The sequence below is a fragment of the Micromonospora sp. NPDC050784 genome, assembly GCF_044456765.1.
Classification (GTDB): Bacteria; Actinomycetota; Actinomycetes; order Mycobacteriales; family Micromonosporaceae; genus Micromonospora; species Micromonospora foliorum.
The window spans coordinates 138589-154119 of record NZ_JBITGG010000001.1 but is presented as its reverse complement, the minus strand read 5'-3'; the positions used below and the strand labels follow the sequence as shown (position 1 = coordinate 154119).

The following is a 15531-nucleotide window of genomic DNA, read 5'->3' as shown; positions in this document are numbered from 1 at the left end:
CATGCTCCGTTCCGTCATCCTCGCCGCCTCCCGGTCATCCCAGGTCGAGCGGCTCGTCGCGACCGCCCCGTACACCCGGGACGTCGTCCGCCGGTTCGTCGCCGGCGCCGCCACCGACGACGCGTTGCGCGCGACCCGCGGGCTCGTCGACGACGGCCTCGCGGTCACCCTCGACCACCTCGGTGAGGACACCGTCCGCCCCGAGCAGGCCACCGCCACCCGGGACGAATACCTGAAACTGCTGAAGATGCTCGGCGCCGCGGGGCTCACCCCGGCCGCCGAGGTGAGCGTGAAGCTCTCCGCCCTCGGCCAGATGTTCGACGAGCAGTTGGCGTACGACAACGCGCGGGCGATCTGCGCGGCGGCCGACGCGGCGGGCACCACTGTCACCCTGGACATGGAGGACCACACCACCACCGACTCGACCCTGGAGGTGCTGAGCCGGCTGCGCAAGGACTTCCCGTCGACCGGCGCGGTGCTTCAGGCGTACCTGCGCCGGACCGAGTCGGACTGCCGGGAACTCTCCTCGGCCGGGTCCCGGGTGCGGCTGTGCAAGGGCGCCTACAAGGAGCCGGAGTCGGTGGCGTACCAGTCGGCCCGCGAGGTGGACAAGTCGTACGTCCGCTGCATGAACATCCTGATGTCCGGCGACGGGTACCCGATGCTGGCCACCCACGACCCGCGGATGATCGCGATCGGTGAGGACCGGGCGCGGTGGTTCGACCGGGGGCCGGAGCGCTTCGAGTTCCAGATGCTCTACGGCATCCGCCCCGAGGAGCAGGCCCGGCTGGCCGGTGAGGGCTACACCGTGCGTACCTACGTCCCGTACGGCGACGAGTGGTACGGCTACCTGATGCGCCGGCTCGCCGAGCGCCCCGCCAACCTGGTCTTCTTCGGCCGCGCACTGATCTCCAAGAAGTAACCCCTCCGGTTCGGCCGACGGGCCGGCGGCGACTGCTCAGGTCACCGCCGGCCCGTTTCGCACTCCTGACTTGCCAATGGTGGCTAAGTATCTTAGCTTTAAGGCTATGACAACTAGCCAGGTGCGGCGGGACGGCGGACACATCGCGTACGAGGCGCGGGGCGAGGGGCCGTTGGTCGTCCTCGCGCACGGCATGGGCGAGAACAGGGCGAGCTTCCGGCACCTCGCGCCCCTGCTGGTGGCCGCCGGTCACCGGGTCGCCTCGGTCGACGTCCGAGGGCACGGGGAGTCCAGCGCCGGCTGGCCCACGTACGCCCCGGCAGAGGTCGGCGCGGACCTGCTGGCCGTGGTCCGTGACCTCGACGCCGGTCCGGCCGTGCTGGTCGGCAGCTCGTCCGCCGCGGCGGCGGTGGTCTTCGCCGCCACCGACGCGCCCGAGCTGGTCACCGGCATCGTGCAGATCGGCGCGTTCGTCGGTCAGCCGAAGCTCAACCCGCTGCTGCGAATGGCGATGTGGTCCGTGCTGCACAGCCCTCGACTGTTCGGGATGTTCCACAACACCCTGTTCCCGGTGCACCGACCCGCCGACGACGCGGCCTACCGCCGCTCGATGGTGGCCAACCTGCGCGAGCCCGGTCGGATGGCCGCAACGCGCGGCGTCATCGCACCGGCCGAGCCACACTGGACCGCCCGCGCCCCGCAGGTGCGGCAACCGGTGTTGGTGCTGATGGGGTCGAAGGACCCGGACTTCCCCGACCCGGGAGCCGAGGCGCGAGCCGCCCGGCGGCTCTTCGGCACCGCCGAGGCCCGGATGATCGAGGGGTCCGGCCACTACCCGCACGCCGACCAGCCGCAGCGCACCGCCGAGGAACTACTCGGCTTCCTGGCGGTGTGCGCCGGTGCCTAGGGTCGGCCTCAACCAGCAGACCGTCGTACGGGAGGCGGCCCGGCTGGCCGACGAGGTCGGCTTCCAGCAGCTCACCCTCGCCGCGCTCGCCAGCCGGCTCGGGGTCGCGCTACCCAGCCTCTACAAGCACGTGAAGGGCGCGGACGCACTGGTCCAGAAGCTGGCCGCGCTGGCCACCGCCGAGCTGGCCACCGAGATGACCACCGCCGCCGTCGGCCGCTCCGGTGGCGACGCGCTCCGGGCCATGGCGGACGCCTACCGTGACTACGCCCTCCGCCACCCCGGCCGCTACCCGGCGACGCAGCGGGTGCCCGACCCGGCCGACCCGGAACACGTCGAGGCGGGCGAACGCGCAGTAGGTGCCATCTTCGCGGTGCTGCGCGGGTACGGACTCACCGGCGACGACGCGGTGGACGCGACCCGGGCGCTGCGCAGCGCCCTGCACGGCTTCGTGACCCTGGAAGCCGGGGGCGGCTTCGGCCTGCCCCGCGACGTCGACCGCTCGTACCACCAGTTGGTCGCCGGCTTGGACATCTCGTTCCGCTCCTGGCCGCGTACCGGCGGGTGAGCGAGCGGCCGGGCCGATCGGTCCGGGGCGGCCTCGCCGCGTCCAGGTATTGGTCGTACCCTTCGGCGGGTGACTGACGAGGTGCAGCAGCCAGCACCACGGCGGCTCTGGCCGCTGTGGACGGTGCTCGTGGTGGTCGTTCTCCTGCTGGGCTGCGGCCTGCCGGCGGCGCTCGTCGTCGGAGTCATCCGGGAGACAGGCTCGCGCCCCACGGTCAGCCGGGTCGGGGCCTCGGCGGCCGACGACCCGGCCACCGCCGTGGCCCGCGGGTTGAACGATCGGATCACCGCCCAGCTCCACCGGCAGTCCGCGGCACTCCTCGGCGGTGACCGCGCCGGGTTCCTCGCCGTCGCCGATCCCGCCGCCCACAACGACCTGCGCCGACGCTTCGCCGCACTCCGCGAGCTCAAGGTGACCGGCTGGCGGGCCGAGCCGAGTGGCCTGCCCGTGCCGATCATCGGCAAGCCCGGCGAGTGGCGGCTGCTGGTGCGCTTCCAGTACTGCTTCGTGACGCCGAACTGCCGGCCCAGCCCCGTGCTGATCGGCACCCGGTGGCGGGAGAACGGCGACCAACCCCGGATGGTCGCCATGGAGGAGTCCAAGTCGATCGAGACCGGCACCCGACCGTGGGAGATCAGCGACCTGGCGGTCGCCATCGGCGCGCGGACAATCGTCGCCACCACGCCGGCACTGCGCGGCAAACTGCCCGGCCTGCTCGCACAGGCCGAGGCGGCGGCCAAGGTCGCCGACGGGTACGCGGTGACCGGATCACCGCCGGACCGGTACCGGATCTTCTACGCCGGGCGCACCGAGTGGCAGCGCTGGTACGGCGGGGAACGCCCAGAATGGACCGGCGGCTACGCGGTGACCGTGGGCGGCGGCCACCACGAGGTGGTGCTCAACGCCGAAGGGCTCTCCAACAGCGGCACCGACGATCTGCTCCGGCACGAGCTGACCCACGCGGCGTCGCTGCCGGAGCGCGGCTACCCGGGCAAGCTCACCTGGTGGTTGGTGGAGGGCCTGGCCGAGTTCGCCGGTGCCGGCGGCCAGGCGGTCGACCGGTACGAGGGGATCGCCGACGTACGCAAGATGGTCCGGGGCGGCTGGGACGGCAAGTTGGAGGGCATCAACCCCGCTGACGATGCCTCCGCCGAACGGGTCGCCGCCAGCTACGGCATCGGCTACCTGGCCGTTCGACACCTCGTCGACCGGTACGGGCCGCTGCGGCTGCTCACCTTCTTCAAGACCGTGGTGCACGACGGCCGAACCATCGACGCGGCCTCCGAGAAGGCGTTCGGTGAGCAGTGGTCGACGCTGCACGACGAGTGCGTGGCGTACATCCGCGCCACCGCCGCCTGACCGACTCGGACAACCGTCGTTCGACTGCTGGGGCGGTGGGCCGGGCGGACACCCGACCCACCGCCGTTGTTCACCAGCCGGTGGCGATCGACACTCGGGTGCCGAGGGTGCCGTTGGCGGCTCCCGGATACATCCAGAGGATGCCGGTCACGTTCTCCCGGGCGAGGATGTCGGGCTTGCCATCCCCGTTGAAGTCGGTCATCCCGAAGGAGGTGTAGTTCGTCCACTGGATGCCGACCTGGGTGATGGTCCGCGCCTGCAGGTCGTACACCCGCAGCAGGCCGGTGTCGCTCTCCCGCCCGTACAACTCCGGCGTGGTGTCACCAACCACATTGGCCACGCCGAATCCGCTGTACTGGTCGCTCCAGCCGTCGCCGACGTCGATCCGGGTCAACTTGCCACCCGCCAGATCACCCGGGTAGACCCACAGGTCGTGGGTCGTGCCGGCGGTGAAGACGTCCTGGTAGCCGTCCCGGTTGTAGTCGCCCACCCCGAACGGCCGGTAGCTGCACCACTGAGAGCCGAAGAACGTGGGCGTGGGGCTCAGATCGTCGGCGGTGCCCAGGAACACCTGCAGGTTGCAGGTGGCGTTGTCCCGGACGACCACATCCTGGTAGCCGTCGTGGTCCATGTCCGCGATGCCGAACGCGGTGAACTGGTCCCAACCCGAGGAGACCAGCCGCGGTGCGGTGAGCTGGTTGTTGACCTTGCGATAGCGCCACAGGCTGCCGATGGTGTCCGTCGCGTAGACGTCGGTCTGCTTCGTGCCGGTGCCCGGCGGGGTCCAGGTGGTGGCACCGACCGAGGTCAGCGAGCCGCTCTTCGTGACGTTTGTCGCGCCGACCTGGGTGGGGGTGAGCGCCCGCTTCCACACCTGCAGATTGCTGAGCATCCCGGAGTAGTGCGCCGTCGGTGCGCCCTGGTACTTGTAGCGGCCCACCACGAACTTGCCGGTGCTCGGCCACGAGGGCGTGGCGGTGTACTGCGCGCTTCCCTTGATCACCCCATTGACGTAGAGCACGATCGTCCGAGTCTCGGCGTTGTAGGTACCGACCAGGTGCGTCCAGACCCCCAGCGCCGTACCGGCGGGCGCCACCACCTGGGTGTACGACCAACCGCTGTCGGCGTTGCCGAGACCGAACCGCCAGGTGTTGTCACTCTGGTTGTTCCAGAGCAGGAAGCGCGACGCGTCCGCGCCGTCCTCGCTGGCGATGACTCCACCGGAGGCCGTGGGCTTGGCCCAGACCGAGATGCTGAACGACTTGCTCGTGTCGATCAACCGCTCATTGATCGACAGTGCGCCCTGCTTGGAGGTGTCGACGACGGTTCCGGTCTTGTCGACGTTGAGGAACAGGGCCGGGCTGAAGAGTTCGCCACCTCGCCAGAAGGCGTTGCCGCCCTCCACGGCGAGGGACTTGCCACCGGAGACGTCCTTCGCGCTGGTGACCGCAGTGTCCGACAGGTCGTCGAACTGCCAGGTGTGGTCCGAGGTGACAAGCGTCTGCTTCGGCTGGGCGGTGATGGTGGCGCTGCTGGTCTGGACGTTGGTGACCAGCCAGGCGGTCGTGACCGCACCGGCGCCGACGGTCCACAGGTCGGGGGTGCCGTCGGCGTTGATGTCCCCGGCGCGCAGGTTGAGCACAGTATTCGTGTTCCAGCCGCTGGCGGCCAGGGTGCGGGCGGTGTAGCTGAGCTGTCCGGTGTCCTGGTTGTAGGCCAGGTTCGACCAGAGGTGTAGCGCGCCGGTGGTCCGGTTCCACAGGAACATCGCAGCGCCCGTGCTCGTCTGCGTGGTGGTGATCGTCCAGTTGTTCCAGTCGGCGCCACCGGTCGGGGTCAGTGCCCCGGTCGAGGTCGCCCCGAAGAACAGGCTGGTCCCCGGGAAGCTGGGGTAGTAGGTGAGCTGGTAGCCGTTGGTGGCGTCCCCGCTGGTGCCGATCAGGTCCGGAAAGCCCGAGCCGGGCCCCCGCGCCTCACCGGCGTTCGCCAGCTGGATCGGCGATCGCCCGTACTCGTCGAGGAGGTAGTCGGCCATGAGGCTGGTCTGGACGCCGCCGCGCTCCGGCATCAAGGTCGAGCCATCGCCGTTGCCGGCAAGGATCCCGCCACCGCCGGCGTTGTTACCCGTCGGGTAGTAGATCAGCACGTCCTGAAGGTTGCCGCCGGTGAATCGACCCGTGATGACCTGAGCGCCGTTGAAGTCGGCCGGAGAGTTCTCGCCGGTGACCCCGTTCCCTCGCGCGCCCATGTTGCTGATGCTCGGGTTGACCCCGGCTGAGCCATTGTTCTTTGCCAGCCACAGGCCGGCCTTGAGGTTGTTCACCGAGCCGCCGGTGAGAAGGTCGGTTCGGCCGTCGCCGGTCAGGTCGCCGTCCGGTGCCACCACGGACGAGGGATCGGCGTTGAACGCCAGGATCGCGGTGTCGCCGAAGTTCTTGCCCGCAGCAGTGACGCTGGTCACGGAGATCGTGTTGGTGAAACGGGTGGGGATGATCTGCAAGTTCGCGTTGCCGTTCGCGTCGGGGGTGACGCTCAGCGGTGGTGCCGCATTCAACTGGTAGACGTAGTTGGTGGGCACGGTGCCGCTGGACGGCGGCTTGACCGAGATGGTGACTGGCTGCCCGATCGTCGGCTGTACGGCGAGTTCCGAGATGTTGGGCGGTCCGGCCCTTGTGGCGTCGAAGGTGAACCGACAGGTGGTCGACCAGCTGCTGGAAGTACGGAAGTCGGTCGTCTGCACCTTCCAGGCGAAGGTGGTCGGAGTTCCCGCACTGCTGCCGGTCACGCCGGCGGCGGCCGCCAACGTGGCTCGCGGTACGACAAATACCGCTGTGGTGCCGGAGGAGTACGTCAGCAGGTTGGGATTGGTGCTGGCGATGGCAGTCTGGGTGGCATCGCTGTTCTTCCACACCTTGAAGGTGACCCCGAGCGCTCCTCTGTCAGCGTCGGAAACCGGCGCATACAGGGAGACGGCGGTATCGCCGACTACCGTCGGGCTGGCCGCGATGCAGTCTGTTGCGGGGGAGGTGGTCAATCCCGTCGGTGCGGCGGGTGCGTGGTTGTAGCGGATGGTCAGCGTGGGACTGGTCTCCAGGAATTCCTTCCAACTCTCGGCGTCGCTGGCCTCGTTGGCGGCGACCATCCACAGCGTGCGGGTCGACCTCTTGTCGGTGACGTCGGTCTTGATCTGCCCGGTGATGTCGAAGGAGACGCCCTGTTGATCGCAGCCGCTGTAGCCGTACGCGAAGCTCTTGCTGGCGATGGCGCTGCCCTTGCTCACCCCCTCCCAGTAGTTCCAGGTGGCATTGCTGGAGCTCAAGGTGGTGCCCGGGCCGTAGATGTTGACCGTCTTGTCGGTGCAGTTCCAGGATCTGGTGTTTGTGATCTTGAAGATTGCGTCCGCGATCTCAGCGCCAGCCAGGGTGGCGTACGGGACGGGGAAATTGATCAGGGTGTTCGACCGCTGACTTCCCGAGTTACCGACCTGCATCCGGCCGATGGGGTCCGGAGTGTTCTTCCAGTAGTTGGTCGACTGGTGCTGGTAGGAGATCGAGGCCCAACCGCCCATCTTGGGGCCGACCGGCGTCCAGTTGAAGGTGGGGTCGATGTAGAGGGGGAACACCGCTGCCGGGTCGTTCAGCAGCGCCCGGTCGGGGGTGAGCCGCAGCTTCCCGGCACCGATCTGGACCGCGATCGGGGCCGTTCGCGCCCCGCGACCGGGCCCGCCGGGGGTGGAAGCGACTCCTCGCTCGTTCGTGCCGGCTTGTGTGCTTGCGCCGCTGGCGGAATCCCACATCGCGGGGGCGGGCGCGGTGATTACCGTCCGGCCGCCACGATCGCGGCCGGTGATGTTGCCGGCCGGGTCGGCTGTTAGCTCGACGCCCTTCGTGGTGGTGGCGAGGTCGAGGGCCGCGAGACGCGGGTTGGCGGCAGCCTGTCGGTTTTTGACCACGAAGACGTGCGAGAAGGAACCCTCGGTGTCGACCCGGACGGTCAGGTCGACGCCGGGCAGCACCTCGGCGTAGGTGGCGGTTGGCCCCGACAGGGTCGGCGCCGGCAGGGTCAACGGGGCGGTTACCGACAGTGCGCGGTCCCCGCTCGTCATCTCGGCGAGCGGTCCACCGCCACCGGCGGAAACGCGGATCGGGTTGGTGGTGACGGCCGCCGTGATGCTGCCGTCGGCGTTTCGGACCAGGGTTGGGTCCAGGTCCTTCCAGGTGCCGTTCACCCTGGTACGAGTGGGAACGGCTGACTCGGTCAGCTCCATCATCCCGTCCGGGCGGGCGGTGTAGGTCGTGGTCGACGTCTGGGCGCCGGTCGCCTCGACCGGCTTGCCAGTCCGCTTGGCCTCGCCCATCGCCCGTTCGACGCTGAGTGGTCCGTCCGCCGGCTTCGGTGAGGGTTTGCTGGGCGCGGCGGTAGCCGGTATGCCGGGCAGGAACGTGGCCGAGGTGGCCAGGAAAAGGCTTGCGACGACACCTGTGGTGAGCGTTCGTCTGGCCGTCCATGTCCTCGGTTGAGGACCGTTTTTGGGCATGAAGAGGTATCTCCCCCGTGAGTCAAGCCGGCAGACGCGGAGCACGTCCGTTGGGCGGCAACAGTGAACCAGCACCTGCGGCACCCGTGGAACGGAGGACGTCACACGGAGTCGTCCCTTTCGGACTCACTGCAGTGCATTTGCCGCTGTGACAGTGGTCATTTGTTACCGCACCGTTACCTTCGGGGGAAGCCGACATGAAACATTGTTCGCGCCACGGGGGTGCGCGACGAAACACCCTGCGTGGTTTTTTTGACGATCTCGCAGAGGTGAGGGTGAAATGGTCGGGCACGGGGGATTGCGCCTATTTACACGTCGCAAACGATTGGCGGCGTTGACCGCAGCGACGTCGTTGGTGGCGAGCTTGCTGGTAGGTACACCGGCGGTTGCGAAGCCGGAAGACGGCGGACTGTCCAAACTGCCGCCCATGTCGCCCGGGCGATCGGTGACAGGCGTCAAGCCGCTGCCCACGAACTTCGTGACCCCACCCGACCAGGCGAAGTCGACCTATCGACCGTCGCGAACGGCATGGCCGAAGGCCGCCTCGACGACGGTGCACCTGACCGGATCGGCGTCCGCGACCCGAGCCGCGGCGAAGACCCGCGCGGCGGGCACCCCGGTCTGGGTGGAACCGGTCGCCAAGCGTGGTCGGTACGCCGGCCCACAGCAGATGCGGGTGTCGGTCGCCGACCGCAAAGCCACCGAGGCGGCAGGCGTTGGTGGTGTGCTGCTCTCGGTGACCCCGTCGTCGAGCGAGTCAGCCAACGGATCGGTGCGGGTCGGCGTCGATTACGCCGACTTCGCTGAGGCGTACGGAGGTAACTACGGCTCCCGACTGCGGCTCGTGCGGATGCCCGCGTGCGCCCTCACCACGCCGGCGCTCGCCGAATGCCGAACGTCGACCCCGTTGGCCTCCACCAACGACCCGGCGAGCAACTCGGTCTCGGCGGAAGTGCCGCTGACCGCCACCGCCGACAGCCGCTCGGCCGGCTCGGCAATGGTTTTCGCCGCCGTGGCGGGTGCTGGCGACGAGGGCGGTAAGGGCGGCACCTATGCGGCGACCGACCTGAAGCCGTCCGGTTCGTGGACGGCAGGTGGCAGCACCGGCTCCTTTAGCTACTCGTACCCGATGACCGTGCCGCCGACCCGGTCGAAGCTCGTGCCACAACTGGCACTCTCCTACGATTCCGGTGCTGTCGACGGTCAGACCGCCGCGACCAACGCGCAGGCCTCCTGGGTGGGCGATGGCTGGACCACCCCGAAGTCGTACGTCGAGCAGACCTTCGTCTCCTGCGCCGACGACCCGGGCGGCAGCCCGTCCCCGGTCGAGACGAACGACCGTTGCTACGCCGGCCCGGTCCTCACCATCGCCCTCAACGGATCGTCCAGCTCACTGATCTGGGACTCCGCCAAGAGCGTCTGGAAGATGCAGAACGACACGGGCGCGGTGGTCACCCGGGTCATGAACTCGGGCAACGGCAGCGGAACCAAGGACACCGACTACTGGCGGGTCACCGAGCGGGACGGCACCGTCTACGAGTTCGGCCGTAACCGCCTGCCGGGTTGGACGACCAACAAGCCGGAGACCAAGTCGGTCGACCACGTCCCGGTCTACTCGGCGCACTCGGGAGACCCCTGCTACAACACGGCCGGCTTCAGCTCGTCGGTCTGCACCATGGCGTACCGGTGGAACCTCGACTACGCCAAGGACGTCCACGGCAACGCGATGGCCTACTACTACAACCAGGCCACCAACTACTACGGACGCAACGAGGGCGCCACCGACGTGTCCTACATCCGGGACAGCAACCTCGCCCGGATCGACTACGGCTTCCGCGACAACGGCGCGTACGGCACCATCCCCAACCAGGTGGTCTTCAACACCGACGACCGCTGCCTCTCTGGCACCTGCAAGCCGCTGAACGAGGCGAACAAGGCCAATTGGCCGGACGTGCCGTTCGACCTGGTCTGCAACTCGGGCACGGACTGCAAGGCGTGGAGTCCTTCGTTCTTCTCCACGGTGCGGCTGACGTCCATCGAGACCCAGCAGTACGACGCGAGCCTCACCCCGCCGTACCGGAAGGTCGACACCTACGCGCTCTCCCATACGATGCCGGCGACCGGGGACGGCACCGCGCCGACGCTGTGGCTGTCGTCGGTCACGCGTACCGGGCACGACACCACCTCCGGCGGCTCGGCCAGCGCCATCACCCTGCCGTCGGTCTCATTCAGTGGCATCAAGCTGCCCAACCGGGTGGACATCCGAGGCGGCTACCCGTCGTTCTACCGGCAGCGCATCGCGACGATCACCACCGAGACGGGCTCGGTCATCTCGCCCACCTACGAGCTGCCGCAGCCCTGCAGCGCGCCGGTGACGGTCAGCCCGGCGTCCAACACCTTGTCGTGCTACCCCGTCTACTGGACGCCAGAGGGTTTGTCGGACCAGATCCGCGACTGGTTCCACAAGTACGCGGTCACCCGGGTCACCGCGACCGACCCGACCGGCGGCGCGCCGGCCACCTCCACCAGTTACGCGTACGTCGGTGGTGCGGCATGGCACTTCGACGACAACGAGGTGGTCAAGGCCAAGTACCGCACCTACGGGCAGTTCCGTGGTTACGGCAAGGTCCAGGTGCGCAACGGTGACGGTGTGAACGACCCCCGCACGCTGGCGGAGACCACCTACTACCGCGGCATGAGCAAGAACAACAACACCACGGTCGTGAACGTCACCGACAGCGCCAACGGAATCCACGAGGATGTCGACCAGCTCGCCGGGCGTGCCTTGGAGACCACCTCGTACCTGGGTGACGGTGGCCCGATCGACAACTCGACGGTCACCTCGTACTGGGTGTCGGACGCGACCGCGACCCGGAGCCGGACGGGACTCCCGGCGCTGACGGCGACGTTCACCGCGCCGGTGCAGACCTGGCGACGGCAGGCGGTAACCTCCGGATCCACTACCACCTGGCGATACAGCCAGACTGACATGTCGTACGACGAGTCGACCAGCTCGGCGACCTTCGGCCTGCTGCAGCACTCGTACGACCACACCGTGCCGGCGAACTCCGCCTACGACCGGTGCACGAGTACGACGTACGCGCCGGCCAACACCGGTCTCAATCTGGTCGGCCTGACCAGCCAGGTCGAGACCGTGTCGGTGGCCTGCGCCGGCTTCCGCGCGGGCTCGCCGACGTCGGTGCCGGGCAGCACCAACACGCTCACCGCTCCGACCACTGTCAACCGGCCGGCGCAGGTTGTCTCGCACGTCCGGACCTACTACGACGACCCGCAGTTCGCGACCGCGTTCCCGCAGGCCGCCCCGAGCCGGGGCAACGTCACGATGGTCCGCAAGGCGTCCGACTGGGTCTCCGGCGGGTACGCCTACCAGACCACCGACCAGGCCGAGTTCGACGCCTACGGTCGCGCCACCGGCACCTGGGACGGCAACGGCAACAAGTCCACCACCAGCTACACCGACAACGCCGCCGGCCTGACCACCGGCATGACCCTGCAGAACGCCGAGGGTCACGCCACCTCCACGACCATGACAACGTTGCGCAACCTCCCCACGAGCAGCACCGATGCCAACGGGGTGGTCACCCGAACGCAGTACGACGCGGTCGGTCGGCTCAAGGCGGTCTGGTTGGCTTCCAGGCCCACCAGTGCTCTGCCGAACGTGAAGCACACCTACACGGTTTCCAATAGCGGACCGACCGCGACGACAACCGAGACGCTGAACCTCAACAACGTGTACGCGACCACGACCACCATCTACGACGCCCAGTACCGGGTGCGGCAGACCCAGTCGGACACCAACCCAGGCGGTCGGATGGTCACCGACTCGTTCTACGACAGCCGAGGATGGGTGCGTGCGACCTACAACGGCTGGTGGGACGCCGCCAGCCTGCCGGACACGACTCCGGTCTACGCCGACTCGCTGCTCAAGAAGGCCCTGAACCAGACCTTCAACACCTACGACGGGCTCGGTCGGGTCATCTTCGCCGAGAGCGCCCGCGACGGGGTGGTCAAGTCCTCGACCAGGACGGTCTACAACGGTGACCGTACGACGGTCATCCCGCCGACCGGCGGCACTGTCACCGCTACGGTCAACGACCCGATGGGCCGGTTGGAGAAGCAACTCCAGTACACCGCAGCGCCGACGCTCGTCTCCCCGTCCAACCCGTTCACCGGCGTCTACCGCCTGACCGGTGGCACCACTGTGGACAGCAGCTACGGCTACGACGGGCATGGCAACCAGTCGACAGTGACCGACACCGCCGGTAACCCCTGGATCAGCACGTTCAACCTGCTGGGCCAAGTGGTCAGCAAGGACGACCCGGATGCCGGCACCACCGCCATCCGCTACGACGGCGCGGGCAATGTCATCGAGTCGACCGACGGCCGCAGCAAAACCGTCTCGTACACCTTCGACAAGATCAACCGTCGCACGGCCAGCTTCGCCGCGCTGGCCTCCGCACAATCGACCAGCAACAGGCTGGCCGCCTGGGTGTACGACAACGACAACAGCGCCGCGTCGATCACGAACGCGATTGGCAAGCTGACCACTGCCACCGCCTACCGCAATGGTGCCGAATACAGCACCCAGTGGGTCAACTTCGACTCCTTCGGCAACTCGAAGGGCGAGACGATCACCATCCCCGCCGTCGAGGGGGCGCTCGGCAACACGTACGCGTTCGGGCACACCTATTCAACGACGAACGGGCTTCCGTTCACCGACACCTATCCGGCCAGGGGAAACCTGCCAAGCGAGACAGTGCTTCGCAGCTATTCCGGAAGATTGGACCTGCCGACGACAGTCGGTGGGCTTGCCGGCTACAGCGCGTCAGTCGACTACGACGCATGGGGGCGGGTCACCCGTAACCTTGTGGGTCTTCCGGACAGCGGGGCCTCGATCGTCAACATCTACGACGACCACAACGGGCGCCCCAAGCAGCAAGTGGTAACCAAGACGACTACCACCACCAAGGACGTCGGCAAGCGGGACTACGAGTACGACCTGTACGGCAACATCACCAAGACCATCGACACCCGCGTCGACCCGACTGCGGCGTCCGAGACGCAGTGCTACCGGTACGACTCGCTGCGGCGGCTCACCAAGGCATGGACGGCGACCGACGCATGCGCTGTCGCCCCCACCCTCGGTAACCGCGCCATGGTCGGCAGTGGCATCGGTGCCACCAGCGCCTACTGGACCGAGTGGAACGTCGACTCGCTCGGCAACCGGAAGAGTCAGACCCAGTACTCGACGTCCGGTGGGACCGACACCACCACCAACTACGTGTACGACGGCAACGCCAAGGGTCAGCCGCACACGTTGACGAGCACCGCCACCACCGGTGGCCTCACCGGCAGCACCTCGTACGCCTACGACGACGCGGGCAACATGACCACCCGCAAGGCCGGGCAGGGCACCCAGACTCTGAACTGGGACGACGCCGGCGAGTTGGCATCGGTGACCGGCAGCACGGGCGGAAACAGCTCGTTCCTGTACGACGCCGACGGCAACCTGCTGATCCAGAAGGACCCGGGAGTCACCACCCTCTACCTGCCCGGTCAGCAGATCACCCTCAACACCAGCACCCAGGCGTTGAGCGGCACCCGCTACTACGCGCTGCCCAGCGGCGCGATGGCCTATCGCACGGGCAGTGGCACCGCCTACGGGTTCACCATCCCGGACCACCAGGGAACGCCGTACCTCTACCTGAACAACACGGCCCAGGTGCCGACCTGGCGGCAGTACACCCCGTACGGCGCGCCCCGCGGCTCCACCGTCACGGCGCCGGACAACCGCGGCTTCCTCAACCAGCCACTGAACACGAGCACCGGCCTGACTCAGGTCAGCGCTCGAAATTACGACCCGACAATCGGTCGGTTCGTCTCGGTTGACCCCTTGCAGGACTTGGCCGACCCGCAGCAGTGGAACGGCTACTCCTACGCCAACAACTCCCCGGTCACGATGAGCGACCCGGACGGTCTGATCCCGGCAGACTGCCTTGAGTTCGACTGCTATGGGTACGACCCGCGCCCCTTGAAGGACGGCGACGGGCGGGGTGCAGGCGGATGCCCGGGTGGCTGTGGGACCGACGCGAACACCAGTTGGGGCGAAAGTCAAGGCCTTGGGAGCACCAAGGCGCAAGAGTCTAAGGACCGACGGAACCTCGGCTGGGGCATCATGCTCCCTCCGAACGTTCCGAACGAGGAGTTCCTGCGCCGTTGGAATGATCAGCGGGCGAGGTACTTCTCGGAAAGAAGTCAAGGCAACAACAAGGCCTGGATGATGTACGACACCCGCAATCTTGCAATGTCCATCTGCGCCGAGATGGGTGGATCCGGGTGTAACGAATTTATTGAACAGCTCTTCGATAGCCACTTCGAGTGGGGTGTCGAGAACCTTCCCGACGGCGATCGGATCATCGCTGGGGTCGGCGGCAAGGGTGCGGGCGGTAAGAAGAAGCGCGGGCTGGACACTGACTGCAACTGCGGTTGCCGTAGTTTTAGTGGTAGCACCGAGGTGCTCATGGCCGATGGTGGCACTAAGCAAATAGACGAAATCGAGGTTGGCGACGAGATCCTGGTTTCTGACCCCGAGACTGGTGAGTATGGTCCGCGCCAGGTAACCCACGTCTGGGTGCACTGGGATCAGTTGATTGACCTTGAGATCGGTGGAGAATTTGTTACTACCACCGAGGACCATCCATTTTGGAATCATACCGATCGCGCTTGGCAGCGAGCCGACGAACTCGATCGCGGTGACCTGGTAAGTGGTTCGGACGGATACTTTTTCCGAGTCGGAGTCCTTCGTCCAGCCAAAGTCAAGACCGCGCTAGCCTACAATCTCACTGTCGACGGCATTCACACCTACTATGTGAAGGCTGGACACGCCTCTGCCCTTGTGCATAATGACAACGGGCAGCCCTCGCCGAATATCATTCAACGAGGCGTCCAGCAGATCAAGGATGGGACACTCCAGCAGCGGACTAATCCGGATGGTTCTTTGGATGTTTATCGAGGCGGAGACAACCGAAAGACCAAGTGGTGGACCGGTGCGAAGATCTACGCTCCGGATCCAAGAAACAACGCCTATAGGATTCTGGAGAAGGATGGCCAGTTTGCCTACCTGGCCCCCGATGGCAAGAATCCCAACGGGCACAATTACAACAAGCTACTCCCCTTTATTCCCAAGTGTTGAGGTTCGGTTGACAGTGACGAAACGG

The 15531-nt window shown here is 67.2% G+C and carries 6 protein-coding genes; 5 read left to right on the top strand and 1 reads right to left on the bottom strand.

Going from position 1 to position 15531, the window contains the following annotated elements:
- Window position 1 precedes the first annotated feature (1 nt).
- The 4 genes from ACIBD9_RS00680 to ACIBD9_RS00665 all read left to right on the top strand — a co-directional run bounded on the left by ACIBD9_RS00680 (window position 2) and on the right by ACIBD9_RS00665 (window position 3756).
- Window positions 2-922, top strand: coding sequence for a proline dehydrogenase family protein (locus tag ACIBD9_RS00680; RefSeq protein ID WP_091402747.1), 921 nt, complete (start codon window positions 2-4; stop codon window positions 920-922).
- Between the two features lie 106 nt (window positions 923-1028).
- Window positions 1029-1829 carry an alpha/beta fold hydrolase gene (locus ACIBD9_RS00675; RefSeq protein ID WP_387174252.1) on the top strand — a complete coding sequence of 267 codons (801 nt, stop codon included), beginning with the start codon at window positions 1029-1031 and terminating at the stop codon, window positions 1827-1829.
- On the top strand, window positions 1822-2397 hold the full coding sequence (locus tag ACIBD9_RS00670) for a TetR/AcrR family transcriptional regulator (RefSeq protein ID WP_387174254.1): 576 nt from the start codon (window positions 1822-1824) through the stop codon (window positions 2395-2397). The genes ACIBD9_RS00675 and ACIBD9_RS00670 overlap by 8 nt, the downstream gene beginning before the upstream one ends.
- Before the next feature lie 69 nt (window positions 2398-2466).
- The gene (locus ACIBD9_RS00665; protein ID WP_396713289.1) at window positions 2467-3756 is read left to right on the top strand and encodes a hypothetical protein; all 1290 of its coding nucleotides are present in this window, start codon (window positions 2467-2469) and stop codon (window positions 3754-3756) included.
- Window positions 3757-3826: 70 nt separating this feature from the next.
- On the opposite strand, the gene ACIBD9_RS00660 is transcribed toward ACIBD9_RS00665, so the two are convergent.
- Window positions 3827-8113, bottom strand: coding sequence for a LamG-like jellyroll fold domain-containing protein (locus tag ACIBD9_RS00660; RefSeq protein WP_396713288.1), 4287 nt, complete (start codon window positions 8111-8113; stop codon window positions 3827-3829).
- A 514-nt stretch (window positions 8114-8627) separates the two neighbouring features.
- On the opposite strand from ACIBD9_RS00660, the gene ACIBD9_RS00655 reads away from it, so the two are divergent.
- Entirely contained in the window at window positions 8628-15506 is a 6879-nt protein-coding gene (locus tag ACIBD9_RS00655) for an RHS repeat-associated core domain-containing protein (RefSeq protein ID WP_396713286.1), read from the top strand.
- The last annotated feature ends 25 nt before the right edge of the window (window positions 15507-15531 follow it).

Bases quoted from the DNA above. Each gene is read 5' to 3' on its own strand.
- ACIBD9_RS00680 (WP_091402747.1), top strand. From the start codon at position 2: ATGCTCCGTTCCGTCATCCTCGCCGCCTCCCGGTCATCCCAGGTCGAG.
- ACIBD9_RS00675 (WP_387174252.1), top strand. From the start codon at position 1,029: ATGACAACTAGCCAGGTGCGGCGGGACGGCGGACACATCGCGTACGAG.
- ACIBD9_RS00660 (WP_396713288.1), bottom strand. From the start codon at position 8,113: ATGGGCGAGGCCAAGCGGACTGGCAAGCCGGTCGAGGCGACCGGCGCC.